The organism is Mesorhizobium sp. CNPSo 4684 (genome assembly GCF_057784315.1).
This window is the reverse complement of record NZ_JBWLUX010000001.1, coordinates 91,727-116,912: the sequence shown is the minus strand read 5'-3', so window position 1 is coordinate 116,912 and position 25,186 is coordinate 91,727. Positions and strand designations below refer to the sequence as shown.

Below are 25,186 nucleotides of genomic sequence, written 5' to 3'. Positions count from 1 at the left end.
TCCAGTTCCTCATTTCTCCAATTCCTCTACCCCCTCCACAATCGCCGTGAGAAACGTCGCGAGATCGTCGGTGACGAAATCGACGTCGTCCTCATTGGCCGGGTCGCGTTCCCAGATCTCGGCAAAGGTCGGCTCGAAATTGCGCGGCACCACCAGCACTGTGGTCATGCCCAGCGATTTCGGCACCTCCAGATTGCGGGCGAGATCCTCGAACATCACCGCATTGTGGCCGGTGACGGCGTGCAGTTCGGCAAACTTCTCATAGGTCTGGCGCGACGGCTTCGGCGTCAGCCCCGCGGCGACGATGTCGAAGATATCGTCGAAATGGTCGAGGATGCCGAGCTGGCGCGCGGTGCGCTCGGCGTGCCTGCGGTCGCCATTGGTGAAGATGAACTTGCGCCCGGGAAGCTGGCGGATGGCGGTGCCGAGCACCGGATCGGGCACCAGCCACGAATAGTCGATGTCGTGCACCTTTTCGAGGAAGTCGTCGGGGTCGATGCCGTGGCGCGTCATCAACCCGTTCAGCGTCGTACCATATTCGAGATAGAGCTCCTTCTGCAGCTTGCGGGCCTCGTCACGCGGCAGCGTCAGCAATTCTCCGACATAGGCCGTCATCTTGACGTCGATCTGTGAAAACAGATTCGAATGGTGCGGATAGAGCGTGTTGTCGAGGTCGAACACCCAGTCGGTGACATGGGCAAAGCGGGCGGGATCGGGCGACGTGGTCATGGCGTCCTTATGGCACGAAATATCTGCCGTTCGAACCCCTTTCTGATGTCAGGCTTATCCACAACCTATACGCATCTAGAGTTGTAAAAATGGGCTCACCATTCAAATTTTAGCCATCGCCGAAAGGTGGCCTTCAGGGCTTGCTGGCACAGAGACGGTTCAGTGGGAGCCAGCGATGAGTCGCATACTTTTAAAGTCCGCCGCCGTCGCGTTCGGCTCGGTAGCCGTCTCGCTTTTGCTGACGCTTATTGTCGTTCCCGCCATGGGTTTTCCGGTCAGTCGCACCATCTGGCTGACGTCGACGGTGTGCCCGCTGGCGCTCGCCTGGATCGCCTGCGCCAGCACCTTCTGGCAGAGCGACAGACTGAAAGGCGCGCATCGCGATCTTGCCCGCGCGCATGCCCAACTCGCCGCCGCGCATCGGCGCCTGTCGGAGAAGGCGAGCCGCGACGACATGACCGGCATGCTCAACCGCGAGAGCTTCTTTGCCGCGCTCGACGGCTCGCGGCGTAAATCCGATCGCGGCGCGCTGCTGATCATCGACGCCGACCATTTCAAGGCGATCAACGACAGCTTCGGCCATCTGACCGGCGATGACGCGCTTCTGCTGATCGCCAGCGCCATCGAGCGTGGCGTGCGCAGCGGCGACGTGCTTGGCCGCATCGGCGGCGAGGAGTTCGGCGCCTTCCTGGTCGGCGCCACCGGCGCGGAGGCCAGGCGCGTCGCCGAGCGTATCCGCCGCGAAGTCGAGCTGATCCGCTTCCGCCCGGTCGACGAGCGGACGGTGCCGCTGACAGTCAGCATTGGCGGCATCACGTGCGGTGAGGATGCCAATGTTTCGGAACTGATGCGCGCTGCCGACCTCCGGCTCTACGAGGCCAAGCACCGTGGCCGCAATTTGTCGATCCTCGACCGGGACATTTCCGAGGCCGCCTGAGGCTCGCGCTCATGCTCGCTAAGGATTTGCTAACGTCGTTTTTCACGCAACCACGCCGTTTACCCGGTTGTAAGCCGTTTACCGGCTAGGACTGGCACGGAAATGGCCTGTCTGGCCGGCACGTGTGCCGTTCAGGGAACGCCATGCGTGGATCGAGGCCCCCATCGAGAGACGTGTCATGAGTTTCTTCATCAAGAAAGTATCGCGCCGCGCCATCGTGCAGGCGCTGCTTGCGATGCCGGCGTTACGGCTGTTTCGCAAGCTGCCTGAAAGCGACCGCCCCCATGCCGACCCCGACGAGATCGTCGAGGTCAATGGCTGGATCCTGAAGCGGAGCGACCTGGCATGATCTTCGACAGTTATGAGGCGTATCGCGCCTCGGATTTCAAACCCAGGGTCTGTATCCTCGGCTCAGGCCCCGCCGGCACCACCATCGCCAGGAAGCTTGGCGCCGCCGGCATTCCGGTCGTGGTGCTGGAAGCCGGCGCGCGCGAATTCAGCGACGAGTCGCAGGATTTCTACCGCGGCACCACGGTCGGCGATCCCTATTTCGACCTCGATATCACCCGGCTGCGCTTCATGGGCGGGTCGTCGAACCACTGGGCCGGCTGGTGCCGGGTGCTCGACAGCCAAGACTTCGAGCCCAAGGCGTGGGCGCCGGACACTGGCTGGCCGATCAGCCGCACCGACATCGAGCCCTATCTGAGTGAGGTGCATGATATCCTCGAGCTTCCGGACTTCCGTCCCGATGTGCCGATTTCGGACGACATACGCTGGGTGCAACTGATCAAGAGCCCGGCCGTGCGCTTTGGCGAGAAATTCGCCGACGAGCTCGACAAGAGCAAGACCATCGCCGTCGTGCTCAACACCTATGCCACCGAACTAGCAGGCGACGGCAAGCGGGTGACGGGCGCCAGGCTGTGGTCGAACGGCCAGGATGCCGGCGCCTTCAGCGCCGATTATTTCATCGTCTGCACCGGCGGGCTGGAGAATTCACGGCTGCTTCTATGGTCGAACCAGCGCTCGAATGGCGGCGTGGTGCCGAACGCCACAGCGCTTGGACGCTACTGGATGGAGCATCCGACTTTCGAGGGCGGCAATGCCATCCTGGCCGACTACAGCGAGTTCGAGGTCGACGCCGTCAACGAGGCCTTCTTCTCGCCGACGCTGGCGGCCATGGAGCGGCTGCAGATCATGAATTTCGGCATCCGCCTGATCGAGACGCCCTATGCCGGCGTCAAGAGCCTGATTGCCGACTTGGCCTGCACCGCACCCGACGCCGCCGAATGGGTGGCGTATCAGCTCAGCCAGAATCTGCGCTGCGCGGCCCAGCTCTACGTCGCCTGGGAACAGGCGCCGCTGGCTTCGAACCGGATCGAACTGTCGAAGACCGATGTCGACCCTGCCGGCGTGCCGCGCATCGAGCTGCACTGGAACAAGTCGCCGCTGGAGCGGCGCACCATTCTGGAGGGGCTCAAACTCTTCGGTACGACGTTGATCGAGAAGGACCTCGGCCGCGTCCGCATGATGGACTGGCTTGCCAATGGCCAGGACTATCCGACGGATGAGGAACTGGCCGGCCACCACCATATGGGCGGCACCCGCATGGGTACCGATGTGACCAAAAGCGTCGTCGACGCCAACTGCAAGGTGCACGGCATGGACAATCTCTATGTCGGCGGCTCCTCGGTGTTCTGCACCTCGGGCGAATGCAACCCGACGACGACGATCACCGCGCTTGCCTGCCGGATGGGTGATCATCTCAGCAAGATCATCACTGTGTGACGCAGTCATCATGTCTAATGCTCCAAAAAGCAGGCGGCGCCGGCGCCTGTGACGGCTGCCGCCGCCGCCTTGGCGCGCCTTTGGGAAGATCGTGCTGAGTTGTAGCGATTTACGCAATTCCGGACGGAAAACCGCTGGACGCTTTTTCCTGCAATTGCCCTAGAAGCCGTAGACGGCGATGCGCGCCAGCACAGCCGCAGCGGCCAGCGCCACCAGCAGTATGCCGAGGCCGATGGGCGAGCCCCAGCCATACCATTTCATCGCCATCTCGGCATATTTGTACTCCTCCTCATGTGAGAGCGGCGCGCGCTGTTGAATCAAGCTCATTTTTCGCTCCTTGTCGGCTGGCCCCTTGCTATGTCCGGGCCGCAGTCGCATATTGATGCAATGGTCTAAATGTTAGACAGATTGATAGTTAGATGATCGAAATAAACTCGTCAAGCCGGAATCGTGACGACATGACGACGGCCATCGGCCTGGCCATCATGCAGTGGCAGGACGCGACGCAGGCCTATGACGAGGCGGTGGGGGCAAGGCTTGGGCTGAACATGGCCGAACGCCATTGCATCGGGCTGCTTTACGGCGGCCCGCAATCGGCCGGCGCCATCGCGATCGCAACCGGCCTGACGCCGGCCGCCGTGACCGCGCTGATCGACCGGCTGGAAGCGCGCGGGCTTTTGACCCGGACGCGCAGTCTCGAGGACAGGCGCAAGGTGGTGATCGAGGCGACCGAGGCGACGCGCGACCTGTCGGAGCGCTACTACGGCGCCATCGCACGCGAAGGCGAGAAGGTCGTCGCCACCTTCAGCGACGCGGAACTGGCCACCCTATCGCGCTTCGTCCACGCCGCACTTGACCTGCAGCGCGACCAGCTGGCGCGGCTGAAGGCCGAGGGGCCGGACGCCGCCTGAGAGCGGCGCCGGAGCTAGACCGTCGCCGGGTCGAGCGCGGGCTGCCCCTTGCGGCGGGCAACAATCACCTTGAAATCGGCGGTCCGGAACGCATCGCGCAACACGTCGAAGGACGGCAGCACGAAATAGGCGCGCTGGAACTTGTCGATCTCGTAGCCGGTGCGCATCACCGTTTCGAGGTCGAAGGGCACGTGATGCGCATCCGGGCTCGCGACGGCGAACTGCAATTCGGTGAAGGACGACATCAGCCCGGCGCCGAAAGCTTTCAGCGGCTGGTCCTTCTCCTGCATCAGCCCGTATTCGGCGGTGTACCAATAAAGGCGGGTGATCATCTCGTCGCCACCCAGCGCAATTACGCTCTCGGCCTTCTCGCCATACATCTGCATGAAGTCGGCAAACACCGGCTGCGTCAGGATGGGCACATGGCCGAAGAAGTCGTGGAACATGTCGGGTTCGACGATGTAGTCGAGTTCTTCCTTGGTGCGCAGCCAGTTGGTCACCGGAAAGCGCCGGTTGGCGAGATGGTCGAAGAAGGGCGCGGCCGGAATGAGGCCGGGAACGGCGACGATTTCCCAGCCGGTCAGCTTGCGCAGCTTCTCGCTGACCGCGCCGAAATCCGGGATCCTGTCCAGCAGGCCGAGCCTGGCGACGCCGTCGAGATAGGAGTGGTGCGCCAGTTTCTGGGTCAGTTTGGTCTGGCGGTCGCACAGCGTGCGCCACACCGCCTGTTCCTCAGCGCTGTAGTCATAGCCTTGCGCCACGGTGAAGTCGGAACGGCACACCGAATAGTCCCCGCGCAGGCCTTGGGCCGCGCAATCACGGGCATACTCGGCAACGCTCATCGTCGTCATGGTTCTTCTCCCCTGATCATGACACTTCGAATCTGTTCGGAAAATGTAGCGGCAGCCGGCGAGGCAATTCAGCTTTGATGATGGCTTGGAGACAGGATTTGAGGTAAAAGTCACCACACGAAAGCTGAAGGAGAGTGAAAATGCCTCAGTTTGACGATTTCGAGATCAAGATGCTCGAAATCCTGCAGCGCGACGGGAGAAAACCCGTATCCGAGTTGGCGCAGGAGATCGGCCTGTCGACGACGCCGTGCGCGCGCCGCTTCGAGGCGCTGCAGGAGGCCGGCATCATCAAGGGCTTCGCCGCCGTGCTCAGTCGCCGCGCCGTTGGCCTGATGGTCGAGGTGTTCATCGAGGTGCGGCTGGTCAGCCATAGCGACGGTTCGCCAGAAACCTTCATTGCCGCCGTGCAGCGCATGGACGAAGTGTCTTCCTGCTGGACGATGACCGGCGAGCACGATTTCCTGCTGCATGTCATGGTGCCCTCGGTCGACGAGCTCAACGCCTTCGTCATGCATCGACTGATGCGCCTTGCCGGAGTGCGAGACGTTCACACCCAGCTGGTTCTGCAAAACATCAAAGGCCCCGGCCACGTGCCGCTTGCCCATCTCAGGCGGTAAGGCTCGGCATCGCCATTTCTGCCGAAAAGCTGCACGCAAACTGCTGAACGGAGCCCAATTGCCGATCTGAAACGCCGGCTACGCCATCCGGACCACTGCTCCGGGGTCCGTCATGAACATCGTGCTGATCAATCCGCCGCACACCGCCATCGGCAGCCGCGTGCCCGACGATCATCTGCCGCCGCTTGGCCTGCTTGCAATCGGCGGGCCGCTGCTCGACGCCGGTCATGAGGTGCGGCTCGTCGATGCCGAGTTCGGGCCGATGCTATTGGACACCCTTGTGCGCGATGCGTTGAGCGACCAGCCCGACTGCATCCTGATCGGCCATTCCGGCTCGACCTCGGCGCATCCGACCGCGCTCGCCATCGCCCGCATGGTCAAGGCGCTCGAGCCGGCAACGCTGCTGATCTATGGCGGCGTGTTCCCGACCTATCACTGGCGCGACATACTGGCCGCAACCGATGTCTTCGACTTCATCGTGCGCGGCGAGGGTGAGGCGACCATCGCGGCACTCATCGAGGCGCTGGACAAGCGCCTGCCGCTGGCTGAAGTCGCAGGCATCGCCTATCGCGACGATCTCGGCCGCCCCTTTGCAACGCAGCCGGCCGCCACCATCGCCGCTCTCGACGATTGCCGCGTCGGCTGGGAGCTGATCGACCATCGCCGCTACAGCTATTGGGGCGGCAAGCGCGCCGTGGTCATGCAGTTTTCGCGCGGCTGCCCGCATCTGTGCAATTATTGCGGCCAACGCGGTTTCTGGACCCGCTGGCGGCATCGCGATCCCAAGAAGTTTGCGCAGGAGATTGCCTGGCTGCACCGGGAGCACGGCGTCGAACTGGTCAACCTCGCCGACGAAAACCCGACCGTGTCGAAGAAAGCCTGGCGCGCTTTTCTCGATGCGCTGATCGCCGAGAACGTGCCTGTGCTGATCGTTGGCTCGACCCGCGCCGACGACATTGTGCGCGACGCCGATATCCTGCATCTCTACCGCAGAGCGGGCGTCATCCGCTGGCTGCTCGGCATGGAAAACACCGACGAGCAGACACTTGCATTGATCCGCAAGGGCGGCAGCACCTCGTCCGACCGCGAGGCAATCCGGTTGCTGCGCCAACATGGCATCCTGTCGATGGCGACCTGGGTGGCCGGGTTCGAGGACGAGACCTTTCGCGACCTTTGGCGCGGCTTTCGCCAGCTGCTTGCCTATGACCCCGACCAGATCCAGGCGCTCTATGTCACGCCGCATCGCTGGACACCGTTCTTCCGCATCGCCCGCGACCGCAAGGTGATCCAGACCGACGCCCGGCTGTGGGACTACAAGCACCAGGTGCTGCAGATGACGCGGCTGAAACCCTGGATGCTGTTCTTCTCGGTCAAGCTGATCGAGGTCGCGGTGCAGTCGCGGCCGAAGGCATTGGCGCGCATCCTGTTCCACAGGGATCCGGAGCAACGCCATTCGATGCGCTGGTATACGCAAATGGGCCGCCGCGTCTGGTTCCGCGAGGTCTGGGGTTTCTTGGCCCGGGACCACCGCCTGAAGGATGGTCCGACGCTGGCCGAATTCTGGGGTGCGCCGCAGGATGCCGAAGAAGAATCGATGGTCGTCGTGCGGCCGCCGCGCAAGCCGGCCAAAGCGGCCGTCGCGATCTCGCCCGAAGCATGACCGGGTTCAGCTGCATCACAAATATACGGGGCGTATGTGTATTGACATACGCCTCGTATGTGCCCATCTCAGACGTACGGGGCGTATGTAAACCTGCTCCGGACAATGGAACGCAGGCCGCGATCGTCGGGAGATCCGATCTGCCACGTCTGAATGGAGTGAAAATGACCAAACGTGACGCAATCTTCCCTGCCGGCCGGCAGGCTCTGTACGAGATCAACCGCTATTCGGCGGCAATCCGCTCAGGCGACTTCCTGTTCGTCTCGGGTCAGGTCGGCAGCCGCGAGGATGGCTCGCCGGAACCGGTCTTCGAAAAGCAGGTCCGGCTTGCCTTCGACAATCTGGCGGCCGTTCTGAAAGCCGCCGGCTGCACATTCGACGACATTGTCGACGTGACCACCTTCCACACCGATCCGGCCGCGCAGTGGGCCGCGATCGATGCCGTTCGGCTGAAGGCGTTCGGTGAGCCGCCCTACACCAACTGGACCGCGGTCGGCGTCAACTGGTTAGCCGGCTTCGACTTTGAAATAAAGGTCATCGCGCGCCTGCCCCAGCCCGTCTGACAGACCGGCCGCGTGATCGGCTGGCTGCGGCCAGCTGCGGCTCAGGGCACGATCAGCGTGCCGGCGCCGTGTTCGGTGAACAGTTCCAGCAGCACCGAATGCGGCGTCTTGCCGTTGAGGATGACGACGCCTTCGACGCCGCGCTCGATCGCCTCGATGCAGGTCTCGACCTTGGGGATCATGCCGCCCGACACGGTGCCGTCCTTGATCAGCGCCTTGGCCTCGGCCACCGTCAGTTCGTCAATCAGCTTCTTGCTCTTGTCGAGCACGCCGGGCACATCGGTCAGGAACAGAAGGCGCGTCGCCTGGCAGGCACCGGCAATGGCGCCGGCAAAAGTATCGGCATTGATGTTGTAGGTGTGGCCGTCGCGGCCGGGCGCCACCGGCGCCAGCACCGGGATCATTTCGGAGCGCGCCAGAAGGTCGAGCAGCGTGCGGTCGACCTCGACCGGTTCGCCGACGAAACCGAGATCGAGCACGCGCTCGATGTTGGAGTCCGGGTCGATCATGGTCTTGCGCGCCTTTTCGGCGAACACCATGTTGCCGTCCTTGCCGCACAGGCCGATCGCCCATTCGCCTTCGGCATTGATCAGCGCCACGATCTCCTTGTTGATCGAACCGGCCAGCACCATCTCGACGATCTCGACGGTCTTCTGGTCGGTAACGCGCAGGCCGCCCTCGAACTTCGATTCGATGCCCATCTTGGCCAGCATGGCGCCGATCTGCGGGCCGCCGCCATGGACGACGATCGGGTTGACGCCGGACTGCTTCAACAGCGCGATGTCGCGGGCAAAGGCCTTGCCGAGTTCGATATCGCCCATGGCATGGCCGCCATATTTCACCACCACGGTCTTGTGCTCGTAGCGCTGCATATAAGGCAGTGCCCGCGAAAGCAGGGCGGCCTGCATTTCGGCGGTGGCGGTGATCTCCGTCATCGGCGTGGTTCCCTGGATGTGGGTAAGGACGGCGGCGTCTTAGCGGGAATTGGCGCAGGCCGCAAACGGCTTTGCTGTCACAATGATGAAATCGCAGAGATGGCGCGATCTAGCCCGGCACCTTCAGCGGCGCCCGCCGCGTCAGCCAGCCCGAAATCTTTTCCATCTGTCCGGCGAGCGACAAAAGCGTCTCCTCGTCACCCGGGCGGCCGACGGCCTGGATGCCGAGCGGCAGGCCGGCATCGGTGACATGGACAGGCAGCGCGATCGACGGCTGGCCGCTGACGTTCTGGATCGCCGGCCAATGGGTGAACCACAGGCTCTTGTCCATCAATTGGCCGAGCAGCGGCTTGAGCTTCAGCAGCCGGGTGAGGTGCAGCTTGTCGAGCAGGTTTTCGATAAGCTCGTCCGCGCCTCTCGGGTCCATGGCGCCGCAGGCGAGCGGCGGATGCGCAATGATCGGCATCAGCACGGCGTCATATTGCGCGGTGTCGGTGATCAGTTGGCGCGAAATGGCGTTGAGCAGTTGCAGGCCGGCATAGATCTCGCCGGCCGAGACGATCTCGCCGAAGCGCGCAATGACGCGCGTGGCGCGCTCGATATCGCCCAGGACCGGGCGGCCGACACGCAGCGCCTCGCCGCGCATCGTGCCGGCAACCGCCGAGGCGACGGTTTTGGCGAAATCGGCCATGAACTCGCGATCGATATAAGGCAGGTCGATCTCCTCCACCGTGTGGCCGCCTTCGCGCGCCAGCGCTATCGCCATGTCCAGCGCGGCGAGCGTCTCAATCGATATCGGCAGGCCGAGCGGCGACTTTCGATAGACGGCGAGCTTGAGCTTGCCTGGATCACGCGCGGCAGCGGCGGCAAAGGTCCCTTTCGGCGCCGGCGCGGCATAGGGCGCCAGCGGGTCGGGCCCATGCGTCAGGTCGAGCAGCAGCGCGCAGTCGCGCACCGAGCGGGTGAGGGCATGGTCGACCACCATGCCGTACCAGGCTTCGCTGATCAGGGGTGTCTGCGGCACGCGACCGCGCGAGGGTTTCAGACCGACCAGCCCGGAGCAGGCTGCGGGCACCCGGATCGAGCCGCCGCCATCCGAGGCATGCGCCGCCGGCACCACACCCGCGGCGACAAGTGCTGCCGCACCCCCGGACGAGCCGCCGCTGGTGTGGTCCGTGTTCCACGGATTGCGGGTGATGCCGAAGGCGGCCGATTCGGTCATCAGCCTAAGCCCTTGTTCGGGCGAGGTGCTGGTTGCGACCGGAATGAGCCCGGCAGCGAGATAGCGCTCGGTCATCACCGAATTGAAGTCGGCGGTGAAAGCCGGAATGCGGCTGCCGGTATGCGTCGGCACGCCCTTGATGGCGATGCCGAGGTCCTTCAGCGCAAAGGGCACGCCGGCCAAAGGCAGGGTGCGGTCGACGGATTTCGCCCGTGTCCGCGCCGCATCGTAGAGCGGCTCGGCAATGGCGTTGATGTCGGGGCGGGTGGCCTCGGCGCGCGCGATGGCCGCATCGACAAGGTCTTGCGGCGAGATTTCGCCGCTATGGACCAGCTCTGCCAGGCCGGTTGCATCGTTTTCCCACAGTATCCGTTCGGCCGACATCGCTTTCCCCTTTTGATGAGAGGCTAACGACAGCGGATTTCCTTGGCAATCGACCGACAATTACTCACGATTCAGCTGGGACGATGTTTGCGTGGAGAACACCAATTCCGCCTTTGCAAATAAATCGCAATCGCCTAGCTTGCCGGCATGACGCCGCAGGACATCTCTACCCTGATTGTCCGGACTTCGATGAAGGATCGGGCTGCGTTTGACCTGCTCTACCGGCAGACCAGCGCGAAACTTTTCGGCGTGTGCCTTCGTGTATTGAAGGACCGGGGAGATGCGGAAGAAGCGCTGCAGGAAGTCTTCGTCAAAGTCTGGACCAAGGCCGATCGTTTCGCCGTTTCTGATCTCAGCCCAATCTCCTGGCTGGTAGCCATAGCGCGCAATCATGCGATTGATCGCATCAGATCGCGGCGCAAGCCTGCTGCCGATATCGATGCCGCGCTCGACGTGGCTGACCCGGGTCCGGGGCCTGAGGCCATGGTTGTTGCCGGCGGCGAATCCGAGCGCATCTACCAGTGCCTCGAAGAGTTGGAACAAGACCGGGCGCAAGCCGTCCGGGGGGCTTATTTGAACGGCGAAAGTTACGCCGACCTCGCGGAACGTCACAAGGTTCCTCTAAACACGATGCGAACATGGCTGCGCCGTAGCCTGTTGAAACTTAGAGAATGTCTGGAAAGATGACCCTGGCAGAAGAAAATGGACCGGAACGTGGAGGCGACGACCTGCTCGCAGCCGAATACGTTCTCGGTGTGCTGCCGGCGGATGAACGCCAGATAGCCTCCGGACGTATCGACGCGGAGACCGGCTTCGCTCGTCTCGTCGATTCCTGGGAGGTTCACTTTTCGCCGATGGCCGCCGCCTATGCGGAAGTCGAGCCGCCGGCCACGATCAAGCCGGCCATCGATCGCCGGCTGTTCTCCTCCACCGCAGCGTCGACCACCGCGGCGCCGAGCGGCAGCCTGTGGGCCAGCCTCGCCTTCTGGCGCGGCCTCACCGCAGCGGCTCTCGCCGCGCTGGTGCTTTACGTCGCCGTGCCTTACGTCAGGCCGCCGGCCGTCGTGCCGCAGGAGCGCCTTGTCGCGTCGCTGGCTGCCGATGGCAGCGATGTCAAATACCTCGTCGTCTACGACGCCGCACGCCGCGATGTCGGCCTGTCGCTGGTTTCGGGCGAACGCGCCGCCGGCAAGGACTTCGAACTGTGGATGATCGAAGGCAAGAATGCGCCGGTTTCGATGGGCATCATTCCCGCCGGCCAGACCACGCACATCCCGGTTACCCCGGCCGTGCAGCAGAAGCTGGCGCAAGGCGCCGTGCTCGCCGTCAGCGTCGAACCGACGGGTGGTTCGCCGACCGGACAACCGACCGGACCGGTCGTTGCCGCGGGCGATCTGAAGGGCATCTGATAGGCCTCAAGGTAATGACGTGGTCATGAAGAGCAGCGGAAGTATATCTTCCGCTGTTTTTGTTTTGGCCGCCGGCGGCGAAAATTAATGATTCGGTCCCCCGAAAATGTAATTCGTCGAAAAAATAAAGAAATTTTTCCGGCGCGCGGAAACTCAAGCAGTTCTTCTCCGTATCTCCTCATGTTCCCGAAAGAGGAACAATAACCCGAGGAGTCCGAACACTATGCGTAGAATCGCCATCCTTTTGCTCGCCGGTACCATTGCCGTCTCCGCCCTCGCCACCGCTGCCTATGCCGAGAACCCGATGGTTGGCGGCGCCGCCATGTTCGCCAACAAGAACATCGTCGAGAACGCCGTCAATTCGAAGGACCACACGACGCTGGTTGCGGCCGTCAAGGCTGCCGGCCTGGTCGAGACGTTGCAGGGCGCCGGCCCGTTCACCGTCTTCGCGCCGACCAATGACGCCTTTGCCGCCCTTCCGGCCGGCACGGTCGAGACGCTGCTCAAGCCCGAAAACAAGGACAAGCTCACCAAGATCCTGACGTGCCATGTCATCGGCGCAAAGGCGATGGGCGCGGATGTCGCCGCCATGGCCAAGGCCGACGGCGGCACCCACAAGGTCAAGACGGTCGGCGGCTGCGAGCTGTCGCTCAAGGCCGATGGCGGCAAGGTCACCGTCACCGACGAGAACGGCAATGTCGCCAATGTGACGATCGCCGATGTCGAGCAGTCCAACGGCGTCATCCACGTCATCGACAAGGTCCTGCTGCCGAAGATGTAACAAAGCGCCTGCCGCCGACGAACAGTTGGTCAAGGCTCCCTGCAGATTGCGCGGCTCGCGTCCCCGTGGCCGCGCAAACGACCGAGCGCTCCATCCCGTCCGCAGCAAGCGCGGAGCCGGTGTGGAGCGTTCGTTTGCAGAGGCCACCGTCACCGGCTTTTGATTTTCCAGTGGCGGCCAAATTTGGCAAAACAACGCGCAGGAGGATTTCTGTCATGAACCGTCGAGATTTGCTTTTGAGCGGCGCCGCCATCGCTGCCGTGGCCGGCGCGGCGGCAACGTTGCGCATGGGCGGTACCCATACCGCAAGGGCAGCCGAAACTTTCGAGGTCACCAAGACCGACGCCGAGTGGCACGCCATCCTGTCCGACGAAGCCTTCAACGTGCTGCGAAAGGAAGGCACCGAATATCCCGGCACCAGCCCGCTGCTCAACGAGCACCGCAAGGGCATTTTCGCCTGCGCCGGGTGCGACCTGCCGGTCTATCCCTCGGAGACCAAGTTCGATTCCGGCACCGGCTGGCCGAGCTTCTGGCAGGAAATCCCCAATGGCATCGGCAAGACCGAGGACCGTTCGCTGGGCATGACCCGCACCGAGGTCCACTGCCGCCGCTGCGGCGGCCATCTCGGCCATGTCTTCGATGACGGTCCGGCGCCGACCGGTCTGCGCCACTGCATCAACGGCGTTGCGCTCAGCTTCAAGCCGGCCACTGCCTGACCGCCCAGCGTCTCTTGATGATGTCGGGAATTTGGGAGGTGGCGTAACGACCGCCTCCTACCTGTGAAAATGGGGCCAAAACTCTTAAAATCAAGAATTGGCAGATGGCTTTTTATGCGTAGATTCCGCAGCCCTTGACGAGAGGGCCAGAATCTATGCAACGAACTGAAGAAAGGGCTCGCCAAGGCGAGCGCAAATCGACCGGTCGTGCTGATGCCGACCGGTCGCAAATCTCCCATCCTGTGGTGATAGCCGGAGGCGGGCCGACCGGACTGATGCTGGCCGGCGAGCTTTCCTTGGCCGGCATCGATGTCGCCATCGTGGAGCGGCGCGTTGGACAGGAGCTCGACGGGCTGCGCTCCGGCGGCCTCCACGCACGAACCATCGAGATCTTCGACCAGCGCGGCATTGCCGATCGGTTTCTGGCGCAAGGGCGGACTGCCCAGGTCGCGGGCTTTGCCGGCGTTTCCCTCGATATCAGCGACTTTCCCACCCGCCACGATTACGGGCTCGCTTTGTGGCAGAAGCATATCGAGCGCATCCTAACCGAATGGGTGGAGGAGCTTGGCGTCACGATCTACCGCCGCTGCGAGGTGACGGCTTTCGTGCAGGATGACAGTGGCGTCGACGTCGCCCTCAGCGGCGGCCGCTCGCTTCGTGCCGATTACCTCGTCGGCTGCGACGGCGGCAGAAGCCTCGTGCGCAAGGCATCGGGCATCGAGTTCCCGGGTTCGGATCCGACGACCAGCAACCTGATTGGCGAGGTCGAGGTAACTGAGGAGCCGAACTGGGGCATCCACCGTGATGCAACGGGCATTCACGGTCTCAGCAGGCTGGACGACGGGACCGTGCGGGTAATGGTGACCGAACGCGAGGTCGGGGCTGTCGCGCCGCCCACGCTGCGCGATCTGAGCGACGCGCTCATTGCTGTCTTCGGAACCGACTATGGCGTCCACAATCCGGCGTCGCTTTCCCGTTTCACCGATATGACCCGGCAGGCAGCGTCATACCGCCAGGGACGGGTGCTGCTGGCCGGAGATGCAGCGCACGTGCATCCGCCGGACGGCGGACAGGGCATGCAGCTTGGCGTGCAGGACGCGGTCAATCTGGGCTGGAAGCTCGCCCAGGTTGTCAGGAAAACAGCGCCGGAAAGTCTGCTCGACTCCTATCAGGCCGAGCGCCACCCGGTTGCCGCGCGTGTGTTGAAAAACACCATGGCGGCGGTCGTGCTGCGCCGTGAAGACGAACGCACAAAGGCGCTGCGAGACATGGTATCCGATCTTCTCGCCATGGAAGAGCCGCGCAGGCGTTTTGCGGGCATGATGTCCGGCCTGGATATTCGCTACGATTTCGGCGAGGGCCACGAATTGCTGGGACGCCGCATGCCGGATCTCGACCTCGTCACCGCCGACGGCCCGCAAAGGGTCTTTGCGCTGCTGCATGACGCGCGACCGTTGTTGCTCAACTTTGGAAAACCCCGCGCTTTCGACATCGGCCCATGGGCGGATCGGGTTCGCTCGTTCGACGCTAGATATGATGGTGCATGGGAGCTGCCTGTACTGGGCGCGGTCGAAGCGCCCGGCGCCGTATTGGTTCGGCCCGACGGTCATGTGGCCTGGGTCGGTGGCCCGACATCGGCTGGACTGGCCGACGCGCTGACCAGATGGTTCGGACCGCCTGCCGCGGCATAAAGGTCGGGAAATCTCGATCGCGGTTGATGCTTAAGGCATGACCCCGAAAATCGGGGGTGATTTCCGGGGTCATGCATGAGGGCGCCAGGCGGGGGGTCCGGCGCGCTCAATGGCCTCCGCCGCCACCGCCCGCAGGCGGCGCCGGCTTGGAGATGACCATGGTGAAAACAGCCATGATCGCGAACAGGGCGGTCAGCATGGTGAACACGTCCATGAACGACAGCAGCGACGCCTGCTGGTGGGCCATGCCCGACAGTTTGGAGATCGCCGCCTTGGTGGCGTCGAGGCCGGGAGTCTGCTGGAAGTCGAGCGTCATGTTCTGCAGCTTCTGCTGGGCCGCAGCACTGCCCCATTCCACATGCTCGGCCAGCCGGGCGTAGTGGAAGGCGCTGCGGTCGATCAGCACCGTGTTGATGACGGCAAGGCCGACGGCGCCGCCGAGGTTGCGGGTCAGGTTGAACAGGCCCGACGCATTCTTCAACCGGTCCGGCGGCAAGGTGCCGAGCGCGATGTTGTTGATCGGCACCATGCACAGCATCATCGAACAGCCGCGCAGGATCTGCGGGATGAGCAGCTCATAGAAATCCCAGTCTGCCGTCAGATGCGTCATCCACCAGGTGCCGGCGGCAAAGCCGAGCAGCCCGATCATCATCATGACGCGCAAATCCATCTTGCTCGACAGGATGCCGGAAATCGGCGCGGTGACGAACATCGCCAGGCCGCTGACGAACAGCGCCTCGCCGATCATCAGCGAGTCGTAGCCGCGGATGCGCCCGAGGAACACCGGATAGAGATAGGTCAGGCCGTAGAGGCCGATGCCGATGACGAAGGAGAACAGCGAGCCGAACGCAAAGTTGACATTGGTGAAGGCCCTGAGATCGACGATCGGTTCCTCGGCGGTGAAGGCGCGCCAGAAGAACAGCACCGCACCGACCACCATGATGATGGCGCAGATGAACACGGCCTGTTCCTGCAGCCAGTCATGGTTGGGACCTTCCTCGAGCACATATTCCATACAGCCGAGGAAAGCCGCCATGCCGGCAAGGCCCCACCAGTCGAACTTGCTGAACAGGCCGAGATTGGGCTTGTCGAAGTCGATCAGCGACCAGGTCGCGGCTGTCACCAGAACACCCGGCACGACATTGATCAGGAACAGCCAGTGCCACGACAAGGCATGGCTGATATAGCCGCCGACCGTCGGGCCGATGGTCGGCGCGAGCGTCGCCACCAGGCCGATCATCGGCGACACCATGGCGCGGCGCGATGGCGGGAAGATGGTGAAGGCAGCGGCGAAGACGCTCGGGATCATGCCGCCGCCGATAAAGCCCTGGATGGCGCGGTAGACGATCATCTGGTCGATGTTGGTGGCGGTCGCGGCCAGCGCGCTGGCCGCCGTGAAGCCGGCCGCGGCGCCTGCAAACAGCACGCGCGTCGACAGCATCCGGCTGAGGAAGCCCGACAGCGGGATCATCACCACTTCGGCGATCAGATAGGCGGTCTGCACCCACGGGATTTCATCGGAACTGGCGCTCAGGCCGGCCTGTATCTCGGCCAGCGAGGCCGAGACGATCTGGATGTCGAGGATCGCCATGAACATGCCGAATACCATCGCCAGGAAGGCGATGAGGCGGCGCGTCGAGATGGTGGTCGGCACCGCCGGCATGGCAGGTGCCGGCACGGCTCCAGCGGTGATGGTTGCGGTTGCCATGGCGTTGTCTCCTGGCGGCCGCTCAGTTCGCCGCGGCCGGAGCCGTGCGGCTGTCGACGGCGACGACGACGCTGAGGCCGGCGCGCAGCCTGCCCGCCTTCAGCACATCGGCCGGCACCTCGATGCGAACCGGGACGCGCTGCACCACCTTGGTGAAGTTGCCGGTGGCATTTTCCGGCGGCAGCAACGAGAACACCGCGCCCGAAGCCGGTGCCAGCGACGACACCGTGCCTTCGAAATCATGGCCATCCGTGGCGTCGACCGAGACCCGCACTTTCTCGCCGGGCACCAGCTTGGCCAGCTGCGTCTCTTTGAAATTGGCAACGATATAGAGCTTGTCCATCGGCACCACGACGGCGAGCTTCTGGCCGGGGCTGACGAGGTCGCCCTGCTCGACCGAGCGATTGCCGACGACGCCGTCATACGGCGCCTTGAGCACGGTGAAGGACAGATCACGCGCTGCCTTGTCGCGGCTCAGCTGCAGCGAGGCCAGCGTGCTGGCGGATTCGGCGCGCTGCGCCTCGAACACGCCGATATTGGCCTGCGCGGCGGCGATCTGCGCGTCGGCGCCGACAAGGGCTGCATTGGCCTGGTCGAGAGCGGTCTGGGCATCGTCGAGCTGCGCCTGCGTGCCGACATGGGTCTTGACCAGTTGCGCGGCGCGCTGCTGGGCACGGGCGGCGTTGTCGGCGGCTGCCTGGTCGGCGACCTTCTGCGCCTGCGCCTGCTGCAGCGAGGCCTGTGCCGCCTTGGTCTGCGCGTCGATGCGGTCGAGCGTCTTGGTCAGGGTGGCGATCTGGGCCTCTGCCTGGGCGACGGCAATCTTGTAGTCGCCGTCATCGATGGTCAGCAGCGGGTCGCCGGCCTTGACTTGCTGGTTCTCCGAGACCTCGACCTTGTCGACATAGCCGGAAATCTTCGGCGAAACGAATGACATGTCGGCCTGGACATAGGCGTCGTCGGTCGAGATCAGGAACCGGCCGTCGGTCCAGTAGTTATAGCCATACCAGGCGCCGGCGCTCAGCAGCGCGAGCCCGACAATCGGCAACATCAGTGAGCGCGCCGAGCGCTTCTTCTTCGCGGGGGTCTCGGCCAGAACTTCGGCGGCAGGCTTGGGGGGCGCTTCCGGAGCTTCGATGACCGGCGAGACCTTGGCGGTGGGGAAGGGCCGGACTTCGGCGGTTGTGGTTGGGGTGTTCGAGGACATGATATCTCGCTACTGTCGCTATATGAGCAAATCGTGTTATACTGAACCGTTCGGTTCGATGTGAGCGTTGACATAGCGTTAAAGTGGGCCCATATCAAGGGCAATCGAACCAGTCGGTTCGAATTATTTTTGCGAGGTGTGACTTTTATGGCCGACACGTTAGCCGACGCCGAGAATGTTTCGTGCGATGTGCTGGACAGCGCGCGTCGCGGCCGCCCGGCGGCGGGCCAGGATCCGGTCAAGCGCAGCCAGATCATCGAGGGCGCCCGTCGCGTCTTCATCGACAAAGGCTTCGAAGCGGCGTCGATGAACGACATCACCCGCGAGGCCGGCGTCTCGAAGGGAACGATCTATGTCTACTTCGCCAACAAGGAAGAGCTGTTCGAGGCGCTGATCGAGGAAGAGCGCGGCACCATCTTCAAGAACATGTACGACATGCTCGACCGCGCCGACGATCTACGCCAGACGCTGGTGAAGTTCGGCAAGGTGCTGTCGATGAAGATCACCTCGGCCAAGGTCATCCAGGCGCAGCGGACGGTCATCGGCGCGTCCGACAGGATACCCGACATGGGCGCCCGGTTTTACGAGCGCGGCCCCAAACGCGGTCACGACAAGGTGGTCGACTTCCTCAATGCCGCCATCGACCGCGGACTGCTCAAGATCGACGATGTCGACCTTGCCGCCTATCAGTTCACCGAACTGTGCCTGGCCGGCCTGTTCCGCCAGTGCATCTTCGCCTACCGCACCAAGGCGCCGAGCCAGGATGAAATCGAACACATCGTGCGGTCGGGCGTCGGCATGTTCCTGAAGTTCTACGGCACCGAAAAGCTTGCCGAGGAAGAAAGCCACCAGCTGATCGCCCTGGAGGCGAAGGCCAAGGCCTAGCTGGCTCGCTCAGCCGCCATTGGCGGCCAGCACGATCGCCGCGCGTAATTCCTCGAGACCCTCGCCCTTTTCCGATGATGTGGCGAGTACGAACGGAAACGCCGCCGGCCGCTTCTTGATTTTCAGCAGCGTCTCCTCGATCAGCCTCGGCACGCCCGCCGCCTTGATCTTGTCGGTCTTGGTCAGCACGATCTGGTAGGACACCGCCGCCTTGTCGAGCAGCGACAGCACCTCGTCGTCCTTGGCCTTGATGCCGTGGCGGGCATCGATCAGCACATAGACCCGCTTCAGCGTCACCCGGCCCTTGAGATAGTCGAAGACCAGCTTGGTCCAGTCGTCGACCTTTTCCTTCGGCGCGCTGGCATAGCCGTAGCCCGGCATGTCGACCAGCGCCATTGGCGGCAGGTCGGTGCCTTCGCCAGAAAACCCGCCCGGCACGAAATAGTTGAGCTCCTGTGTGCGCCCCGGCGTGTTGGAGGTGCGCGCCAGCCCGTTATGGCCGACCAGCGCATTGATCAGCGACGACTTGCCGACATTGGAGCGGCCGGCAAAGGCGATTTCCGGCGGCCCTTCCGGCGGCAGGAATTTCATCGCCGGCACGCCGCGGATGAAGATCCACCCCTTGGTGAAAAGCTCGACGCCGATGTTGCCCAACGCGTTCAAACCGCTGCCTCCAGCCTGGAAATATCGGCGCCCCTGATGGCATTGAGGTTGCGGCCGATCTTGTCCACCGGCCAATTCCACCACGCCACGGAAAGCAGTCGCCGCACGGTCCTGTCGTCGAAGCGCATCTTCACCACCTTTGCCGCATTGCCGGCGACGATCGCATAGGCCGGCACGTCATGCGTCACCACCGATTTCGCCGCCACGATGGCGCCATGGCCGATCGACACGCCGGGCATGATCACCGCATCCATGCCGATCCATACATCATTGCCGACCATCGTGTCGCCGCGCACTTCCTGAGACCACGTTTTCGGATCGAAGCCGTGCTCCCAGCCATGGCCGAAAATGTTGAACGGATAGGTCGAGAAGCCGGACATCGCATGGTTGGCGCCGTTCATGATGAAGCGCGCGCCCTCGGCGATGGCGCAAAACTTGCCGATGATGAGCTTGTCGCCGATGAACGGGTAATGATGCAGCACGCATCGCTCGGCGAATTTGTCCGGTCCGTCCGGATCGTCATAATAGGTGAAGTCGCCGATCTCGATATTCGGCGCCGTGACCAGCGGCTTCAGGAAGCCGACCCGGGTGTGCATCGGGATCGGATGCTTGATGTCAGGGTTGGGTCCGTCCATGGCGAGGTCCATCGAGAAGTGGCAGCCGGGCGCAGGCGATATCAGCAGGCGCCGTTCAAAATAGCGTGATCCGCCCTATAGCACCAATCTCCCGGTGAGCGAGCCCTGCCGGGCTTTGACGGTCACTTCGTGCTGCGGCAGATGACGATCGGATCGGACATCGACCGGTCAAAACCACCGCCCTGATAGACTTGGACATTTGCGGCCCCGGGCGGCAGCAGGAAGCTGCCCCTATGCTCCGTTGAACAAAGCCCCGGACAGTGAACTGGCCGGGGCTTCTTGATTGCATAAGGGTGCCTTCTATTCCGCCGGCGATGGTTTCTTTCGAAACAGCGCCGCCAGATTGTCCCACAACTCGATCTTGGCGCCCTGGCGCTTCATGATCACGCCCTGCTGCAGGATCGACAGCGTGTTGTTCCAGGCCCAGTAAATGACGAGGCCGGCCGGGAAGCTGCCCATCATGAAGGTGAAAATCACCGGCATCCAGGTGAAGATCTGCGCCTGCGTCGGGTCCGGCGGCGTCGGGTTCATGCGCATCTGCAGGAACATGGTGATGCCCATGACCACCGCCCAAGCGCCCATATGCGGCAGGAATGCCGGCGGCGCGAAGGGCAGCAGGCCGAACAGGTTGAAGATCGAGGTCGGATCCGGCGCGGCCAGATCCTGGATCCAGCCGAAGAACGGCGCGTGCCGCATCTCGATGGTGATGTAGAGCACCTTGTAGAGCGAGAAGAACACCGGGATCTGCAGCGCCACCGGCCAACAGCCGGCGAGCGGATTGATCTTCTCTGTCTTGTACAACTCCATCATCGCCTGTTGCTGCTTCATCTTGTCGTCCGCGTATTTCTCGCGGATCTCGAGCATCTTGGGCTGCACCTTCTTCATGTTCGCCATCGACGCGTAAGATTTGTTGGCGAGCGGGAAAAAGATGGTTTTGACGACGACCGTCGTGGCCAGGATGGCCAGGCCGAAATTGCCGAAGAATTTGTACAGCGTGTCGATCAGGTAGAACATCGGCTTGGTGATCCAGATGAACCATCCCCAATCGATCAGCCGGTCGAACAGCCTGATCTGGCGGTCCTGGGCGTAGGCGTTGATCTTGTTGACTTCCTTGGCGCCGGCAAAAATCTCGGTTTCCACCGTCGCCGACTGGCCGGCGGCAATGGTGATCGGGTCGGTGAGGAAGTCCGACTGGTAGCGCGGGCGGCCATTGTCGTAATAGGCATAGTGCGGCTGGAACGGCTGCTTCTCGGTCGGCACCAGGGTGACCGCCCAGTATTTGTCGGTAATGCCAAGCCAGCCATCGGTCGACTTGCTCGGCGTATAGAGCTTGTTCTTCTCGATGTCGGCGTATTTGTGCTCCTGCAGGCCTTCCGTGCCGGTGACGCCGATCAGGCCTTCATGCAGCACATAGGAGCTGGCAACCGCCGGCTTGTCGAAGCGGATGACGCGGCCGTAATTCGACAGCGTGACAGGAGCCGAGCCCGAATTCTGAACCGCGTCGGAAACGGTGAACATATAGTCGCCGTCGACGGAGATCGTGCGCTTGAAGGTCAGGCCCGTGTCGTTGGTGAAGGTCAGCGTCACCGGCGTCGCCGGCGTCAGCGTCGCATTGCCGTCGACGCTCCAGACGGTTTCCGGACCTGGCACCGCGCCGGTCGTGTCGCTGCCGACAAAGCCGATCTCGGCATAGTAGCCGGTGGGTAGCGCCTGCGGGTTGAGCAGCTGGATCTGCGGCGAGGTCTTGTCGACCGTCTCGGTGTAGTGCTTGAGCTTGAGGTCGTCGAGGCGGCCGCCGGTCAGGTTGATCGAGCCCGACAGGCTCGGCGTGTCGATCTTGACGCGGGCAGTCTTGGCGACTTCCTGTGCACGGCCTTCCGGCGTCGTGACGTAGGTGCCGGGCGCGTTCGGAATGGCGCCGGGCGCCGCGGGTGCCGTCGTGCCGCCGGGATTTGCGGCCTCGGCCGCCTTCTTCTGCTCCGCCGCCCGTTGCTCTTCGATGCGCGTGGCTTCGGCTTGCCGCTCGCTGCGCGGCAGCACGTAGAAATATTGCCACAGCCCAAGGATCAGCACCGACAAGACGATGGTGATGTAGAAGTTCCGGTTGTTTTCCATCGAAAGCCCTTGGCCTATCGTGTTCCGCTGAGACGGCGGGAGAGCTCGGCCTTCAACTGGCCGAACGGAATGGTAAGCACGTCTTCACGCCCGACGATGACATAGTCATTGCCGGGCGCCATGTCACTTGCGGCATGGGTGCGCACGGCTTCTTTCAGTCGCCGCCTGATGCGGTTGCGCACGACTGCATTGCCGACTTTCTTGGTGACGGTGAAGCCGACGCGCGGCGACAGACCGTCATTGCGGTCGAGAACTTCAACGAGAAAAAGCCGCCCGCGCCGCTTTTCGCCGCGGCGGACGGCCAGGAATTCCGCACGTTTCAGAAGCCGCTTGGGGTTTGGTCCCACTGGCTTGCCGGTTGCGGGCAACGATCTCGTCTTCCGTTCAGGCGCTGAGCCGCTTGCGGCCGCGGTTGCGGCGAGCTGCGACGACGCCGCGACCACCCTTGGTGGCCATGCGAGCACGAAAACCGTGCCGGCGCTTGCGGACGAGTTTGGACGGTTGGTAGGTACGCTTCATTTGTTTTAATACCGCGGGGTGCGGCCCTTCTTGATTCTGTCACTGTGTAACAGGAGCTTTGCCGGGCCGGTATTGGCGCGATCGAAACCGCGCCGGGACGAATGGCCCGAGCGTGAGCGGCTTATAGAAAGAAGGGTTTTGGGAGTCAATCCGGCGCGAACTATGAGTTCGTCGCGGCACGAACGAGCAGTTCGTCCTAGCGCGAACGACAGTCCGTCGCCGCGCGAACGACCAGTTCGATGCGGTTTTATTGCTGGTACCATCGTCCAACGAAGGATGAAATTGGCAAAAAAGCCGCAATCGCCTAATCTCAACCGATCAAGCGTTTGTGAAGACAGGCCCTAATGAGCGAACTTGCCTCAGCGGATGAAGGGACCGGCCCGGCGAAGACCGACGCCAGCCCAGACTCCGCTCGCCTGGTTCCGAGCCGTTCGGTGCCCTTGGCACGCGGCCTGTCCACAAAACTGCTTTTGCTCACCATTGTCTTCGTGCTCTTGGCCGAAGTCCTCATTTTCCTGCCATGGATCGCCAGCTACCGCCTGGCCTGGCTGAAGGAGAGGCTCAGCACCGCCGCCGCCGTGTCGATCGTGCTGGTGCAGGGCGAGCCCAATTCGCTCTCCCGCACCGCCCAGAACGACGTGCTGATGGCGATCGGCGCCAAGGCGATCGCGGTGCGCGACGGCGGCGTCTCGCGCCTCCTGGTAGTGGCCGAAATGCCGCCGCAGGTCGACGAGCATATCGACATCGCCAATGTCGGCATGATCAAGGGCATGACCGGGGCGCTCGACACGCTGTTCTTCGGCGGCAAGCGTATGCTGAGGGTCTTTGGCCCGGTCGGCGAAAGCGACAAGGAATTCGAGCTGATCATGCCCGACTATTCCTTGCGCAACGCCATGCTGCGCTATTCGCGCAATGTCGCTTTCGTCTCGCTGCTGATCTCGCTGTTCACCGCCATGCTGGTCTATGCCGCGATCGACCTGATCATGATCGGCCCGATCCGCACCATGACGCGCTCGATGCTGTCCTTCTCCGAAGCGCCCGACGATCCCGGGCGCATCATCCATCCGGCCGCCCGCGCCGACGAGATCGGCGTTGCCGAACGTGAACTGTCGCAGATGCAGGAACGGCTGCAAAAGATGCTGTCGGAGCAGAAGCATCTTGCCGATCTCGGCCTCGCGGTCTCCAAGATCAACCACGACATGCGCAACATCCTGGCCTCGGCGCAGCTGATGTCGGACCGCCTGCGCCTGGTCAAGGACCCTACCGTGCAGGCCTTCGCGCCAAAGCTGTTGCGCGCGCTCGACCGCGCCGTGTCCTATTCCGAAGGCGTGCTGGCCTATGGCCGCACCCAGGAGCCGGCGCCCTCGCGCCGCCGCCTGCGGCTGCGCCAGCTGGTCGACGACGTCCACGGCCTGCTCGACATCGAGGACGGCATCGAATTCGTCAACGCCGTCGAGCTCGCTTTCGAGGTCGATGCCGATTCCGACCAGCTGTTTCGCGTGCTCACCAATCTGTGCCGCAACGCGGTGCAGGCGATGGCAGCCGACTCCGAGAGCGCGCTGGTGCGCCGGCTCGCCGTGTCGGCCGAGCGCATGGGCAGCGTCAGCCGCATCATCGTTACTGACACCGGCCCCGGCCTGCCGCCCAAGGCGCGCGAGAACCTGTTCGCGGCGTTTCGCGGCTCGGCCCGCAGCGGCGGCACCGGCCTTGGCCTGGCCATCGCCCACGAACTGATCCGCGCCCATGGCGGCACGGTGGAGCTGGTCGAATCGATCGGCGGCCGCACCACCTTCGCCGTCACCATCCCCGACCAGCCGGTCCGCCTCGACCAGGCCCGCAACGGCCTGCGCCGCCCCGCCTGAGGTGTGTCGATATTCAGCTGAGGCCGGCCTGCAAATGGCCGATACCTGCGCTTCCGGCGCTCACGTACCAAAAGTACGCTCCGCTCCGGTTCTCGGCATCAGCCATTTTCGACTCGGCCTGAGCTGAATCTCAACACACCTCGATCTGCGCTGGCAAAAGCGCCTGCGACAAAACTTTTGCCGGATCGGCTTGCTTTTCGGAAATTCAGTCGTTAGGGAACACGTCTCGTCGCGGCCGGTCGCCAGGACCGGATCGTGGGGCTATGCAAAGCATGGCCTGTTGCGCGCCCGTAGCTCAGCTGGATAGAGCACCAGACTACGAATCTGGGGGTCAGGAGTTCGAATCTCTTCGGGCGCGCCAATAAACTTCTGATTTTGCTGTGCTTTTAAGCGCCGGATTT

At 63.2% G+C, this 25,186-nt stretch carries 26 protein-coding genes and 1 tRNA gene; 15 read left to right on the top strand and 12 right to left on the bottom strand.

From position 1 onward, the window contains the following. Nucleotides 1-9: 9 nt before the first annotated feature. A complete protein-coding gene (locus AC04SG_RS00585) occupies nucleotides 10-729 on the bottom strand; it encodes a pyrimidine 5'-nucleotidase (RefSeq protein WP_488549489.1) in 720 nt (239 codons plus the stop codon). A gap of 175 nt (nucleotides 730-904) precedes the next feature. On the opposite strand from AC04SG_RS00585, the gene AC04SG_RS00580 reads away from it, so the two are divergent. From AC04SG_RS00580 to AC04SG_RS00570, 3 genes are all read left to right on the top strand, one after another. Beyond that, nucleotides 905-1,666 (top strand): GGDEF domain-containing protein, encoded by a 762-nt coding sequence (locus tag AC04SG_RS00580; RefSeq protein ID WP_112559018.1) that lies wholly within the window; start codon nucleotides 905-907, stop codon nucleotides 1,664-1,666. A gap of 178 nt (nucleotides 1,667-1,844) precedes the next feature. Next, on the top strand, nucleotides 1,845-2,015 hold the full coding sequence (locus AC04SG_RS00575; protein ID WP_488549488.1) for a hypothetical protein: 171 nt from the start codon (nucleotides 1,845-1,847) through the stop codon (nucleotides 2,013-2,015). Then, nucleotides 2,012-3,451, top strand: coding sequence for a GMC oxidoreductase (locus AC04SG_RS00570; protein ID WP_488549487.1), 1,440 nt, complete (start codon nucleotides 2,012-2,014; stop codon nucleotides 3,449-3,451). Before AC04SG_RS00575 ends, AC04SG_RS00570 begins: the two co-directional genes overlap by 4 nt. A gap of 159 nt (nucleotides 3,452-3,610) precedes the next feature. On the opposite strand, the gene AC04SG_RS00565 is transcribed toward AC04SG_RS00570, so the two are convergent. Continuing rightward, a complete protein-coding gene (locus AC04SG_RS00565) occupies nucleotides 3,611-3,778 on the bottom strand; it encodes a hypothetical protein (protein ID WP_488549486.1) in 168 nt (55 codons plus the stop codon). A gap of 92 nt (nucleotides 3,779-3,870) precedes the next feature. On the opposite strand from AC04SG_RS00565, the gene AC04SG_RS00560 reads away from it, so the two are divergent. Further along, nucleotides 3,871-4,362, top strand: a complete 492-nt coding sequence (locus tag AC04SG_RS00560) for a MarR family winged helix-turn-helix transcriptional regulator (protein WP_488549485.1) — start codon at nucleotides 3,871-3,873, stop codon at nucleotides 4,360-4,362. 14 nt (nucleotides 4,363-4,376) lie between these two features. Here AC04SG_RS00560 and phhA read toward each other — a convergent pair whose 3' ends face one another. Continuing rightward, the gene (phhA, locus tag AC04SG_RS00555) at nucleotides 4,377-5,213 is read right to left on the bottom strand and encodes a phenylalanine 4-monooxygenase (RefSeq protein WP_488549484.1); all 837 of its coding nucleotides are present in this window, start codon (nucleotides 5,211-5,213) and stop codon (nucleotides 4,377-4,379) included. 140 nt (nucleotides 5,214-5,353) lie between these two features. On the opposite strand from phhA, the gene AC04SG_RS00550 reads away from it, so the two are divergent. The 3 genes from AC04SG_RS00550 (at nucleotide 5,354) to AC04SG_RS00540 (ending at nucleotide 8,053) form a co-directional block, all read left to right on the top strand. Beyond that, nucleotides 5,354-5,830, top strand: coding sequence for an Lrp/AsnC family transcriptional regulator (locus tag AC04SG_RS00550; RefSeq protein WP_192256980.1), 477 nt, complete (start codon nucleotides 5,354-5,356; stop codon nucleotides 5,828-5,830). A 112-nt stretch (nucleotides 5,831-5,942) separates the two neighbouring features. Continuing rightward, nucleotides 5,943-7,490: a magnesium-protoporphyrin IX monomethyl ester anaerobic oxidative cyclase gene (gene bchE, locus AC04SG_RS00545; protein WP_488549483.1), complete on the top strand. Its 1,548-nt coding sequence runs from the start codon at nucleotides 5,943-5,945 to the stop codon at nucleotides 7,488-7,490. A 164-nt stretch (nucleotides 7,491-7,654) separates the two neighbouring features. Then, on the top strand, nucleotides 7,655-8,053 hold the full coding sequence (locus AC04SG_RS00540) for a RidA family protein (protein ID WP_488549482.1): 399 nt from the start codon (nucleotides 7,655-7,657) through the stop codon (nucleotides 8,051-8,053). Nucleotides 8,054-8,094: 41 nt separating this feature from the next. Here AC04SG_RS00540 and argB read toward each other — a convergent pair whose 3' ends face one another. Together argB and AC04SG_RS00530 are read right to left on the bottom strand one after the other, a co-directional pair. Next, complete coding sequence (gene argB / locus AC04SG_RS00535) at nucleotides 8,095-8,988, bottom strand: acetylglutamate kinase (RefSeq protein ID WP_488549481.1); 894 nt, start codon at nucleotides 8,986-8,988, stop codon at nucleotides 8,095-8,097. Nucleotides 8,989-9,097: 109 nt separating this feature from the next. Continuing rightward, nucleotides 9,098-10,594: an amidase gene (locus AC04SG_RS00530; protein ID WP_488549480.1), complete on the bottom strand. Its 1,497-nt coding sequence runs from the start codon at nucleotides 10,592-10,594 to the stop codon at nucleotides 9,098-9,100. A 147-nt stretch (nucleotides 10,595-10,741) separates the two neighbouring features. Between AC04SG_RS00530 and AC04SG_RS00525 the strand changes: the two genes are divergently transcribed. From AC04SG_RS00525 to AC04SG_RS00505, 5 genes are all read left to right on the top strand, one after another. After that, entirely contained in the window at nucleotides 10,742-11,281 is a 540-nt protein-coding gene (locus AC04SG_RS00525; RefSeq protein WP_112559010.1) for a sigma-70 family RNA polymerase sigma factor, read from the top strand. Then, nucleotides 11,278-12,003 (top strand): anti-sigma factor, encoded by a 726-nt coding sequence (locus tag AC04SG_RS00520; protein WP_488549479.1) that lies wholly within the window; start codon nucleotides 11,278-11,280, stop codon nucleotides 12,001-12,003. Before AC04SG_RS00525 ends, AC04SG_RS00520 begins: the two co-directional genes overlap by 4 nt. A gap of 223 nt (nucleotides 12,004-12,226) precedes the next feature. Beyond that, nucleotides 12,227-12,784: a fasciclin domain-containing protein gene (locus AC04SG_RS00515; protein WP_488549478.1), complete on the top strand. Its 558-nt coding sequence runs from the start codon at nucleotides 12,227-12,229 to the stop codon at nucleotides 12,782-12,784. 215 nt (nucleotides 12,785-12,999) lie between these two features. Then, nucleotides 13,000-13,500, top strand: a complete 501-nt coding sequence (msrB, locus tag AC04SG_RS00510) for a peptide-methionine (R)-S-oxide reductase MsrB (RefSeq protein WP_488549477.1) — start codon at nucleotides 13,000-13,002, stop codon at nucleotides 13,498-13,500. Between the two features lie 155 nt (nucleotides 13,501-13,655). Continuing rightward, entirely contained in the window at nucleotides 13,656-15,191 is a 1,536-nt protein-coding gene (locus AC04SG_RS00505) for an FAD-dependent monooxygenase (protein WP_488549476.1), read from the top strand. A 106-nt stretch (nucleotides 15,192-15,297) separates the two neighbouring features. On the opposite strand, the gene AC04SG_RS00500 is transcribed toward AC04SG_RS00505, so the two are convergent. Together AC04SG_RS00500 and AC04SG_RS00495 are read right to left on the bottom strand one after the other, a co-directional pair. Next, complete coding sequence (locus AC04SG_RS00500) at nucleotides 15,298-16,899, bottom strand: DHA2 family efflux MFS transporter permease subunit (protein ID WP_488549475.1); 1,602 nt, start codon at nucleotides 16,897-16,899, stop codon at nucleotides 15,298-15,300. 22 nt (nucleotides 16,900-16,921) lie between these two features. Beyond that, the gene (locus tag AC04SG_RS00495) at nucleotides 16,922-18,106 is read right to left on the bottom strand and encodes an HlyD family secretion protein (RefSeq protein ID WP_112559004.1); all 1,185 of its coding nucleotides are present in this window, start codon (nucleotides 18,104-18,106) and stop codon (nucleotides 16,922-16,924) included. A gap of 147 nt (nucleotides 18,107-18,253) precedes the next feature. On the opposite strand from AC04SG_RS00495, the gene AC04SG_RS00490 reads away from it, so the two are divergent. Then, entirely contained in the window at nucleotides 18,254-18,991 is a 738-nt protein-coding gene (locus AC04SG_RS00490) for a TetR/AcrR family transcriptional regulator (protein ID WP_488549474.1), read from the top strand. A gap of 9 nt (nucleotides 18,992-19,000) precedes the next feature. Here AC04SG_RS00490 and yihA read toward each other — a convergent pair whose 3' ends face one another. The 5 genes from yihA to rpmH form a co-directional block, all read right to left on the bottom strand. Next, nucleotides 19,001-19,654, bottom strand: coding sequence for a ribosome biogenesis GTP-binding protein YihA/YsxC (yihA, locus tag AC04SG_RS00485; RefSeq protein WP_352582849.1), 654 nt, complete (start codon nucleotides 19,652-19,654; stop codon nucleotides 19,001-19,003). Beyond that, nucleotides 19,651-20,289, bottom strand: coding sequence for a CatB-related O-acetyltransferase (locus AC04SG_RS00480; RefSeq protein WP_192256958.1), 639 nt, complete (start codon nucleotides 20,287-20,289; stop codon nucleotides 19,651-19,653). Before AC04SG_RS00480 ends, yihA begins: the two co-directional genes overlap by 4 nt. Nucleotides 20,290-20,589: 300 nt before the next feature. Beyond that, nucleotides 20,590-22,404 (bottom strand): membrane protein insertase YidC, encoded by a 1,815-nt coding sequence (gene yidC, locus AC04SG_RS00475; RefSeq protein ID WP_488549473.1) that lies wholly within the window; start codon nucleotides 22,402-22,404, stop codon nucleotides 20,590-20,592. Between the two features lie 14 nt (nucleotides 22,405-22,418). Continuing rightward, nucleotides 22,419-22,772: a ribonuclease P protein component gene (gene rnpA / locus AC04SG_RS00470; protein ID WP_112559842.1), complete on the bottom strand. Its 354-nt coding sequence runs from the start codon at nucleotides 22,770-22,772 to the stop codon at nucleotides 22,419-22,421. Between the two features lie 16 nt (nucleotides 22,773-22,788). Then, the gene (gene rpmH, locus AC04SG_RS00465) at nucleotides 22,789-22,923 is read right to left on the bottom strand and encodes a 50S ribosomal protein L34 (protein WP_008833937.1); all 135 of its coding nucleotides are present in this window, start codon (nucleotides 22,921-22,923) and stop codon (nucleotides 22,789-22,791) included. Between the two features lie 344 nt (nucleotides 22,924-23,267). Between rpmH and AC04SG_RS00460 the strand changes: the two genes are divergently transcribed. After that, nucleotides 23,268-24,785, top strand: a complete 1,518-nt coding sequence (locus AC04SG_RS00460) for an ATP-binding protein (RefSeq protein ID WP_488549472.1) — start codon at nucleotides 23,268-23,270, stop codon at nucleotides 24,783-24,785. Nucleotides 24,786-25,069: 284 nt separating this feature from the next. Next, a tRNA-Arg gene (locus AC04SG_RS00455) sits at nucleotides 25,070-25,146 on the top strand. Nucleotides 25,147-25,186 lie beyond the last annotated feature (40 nt).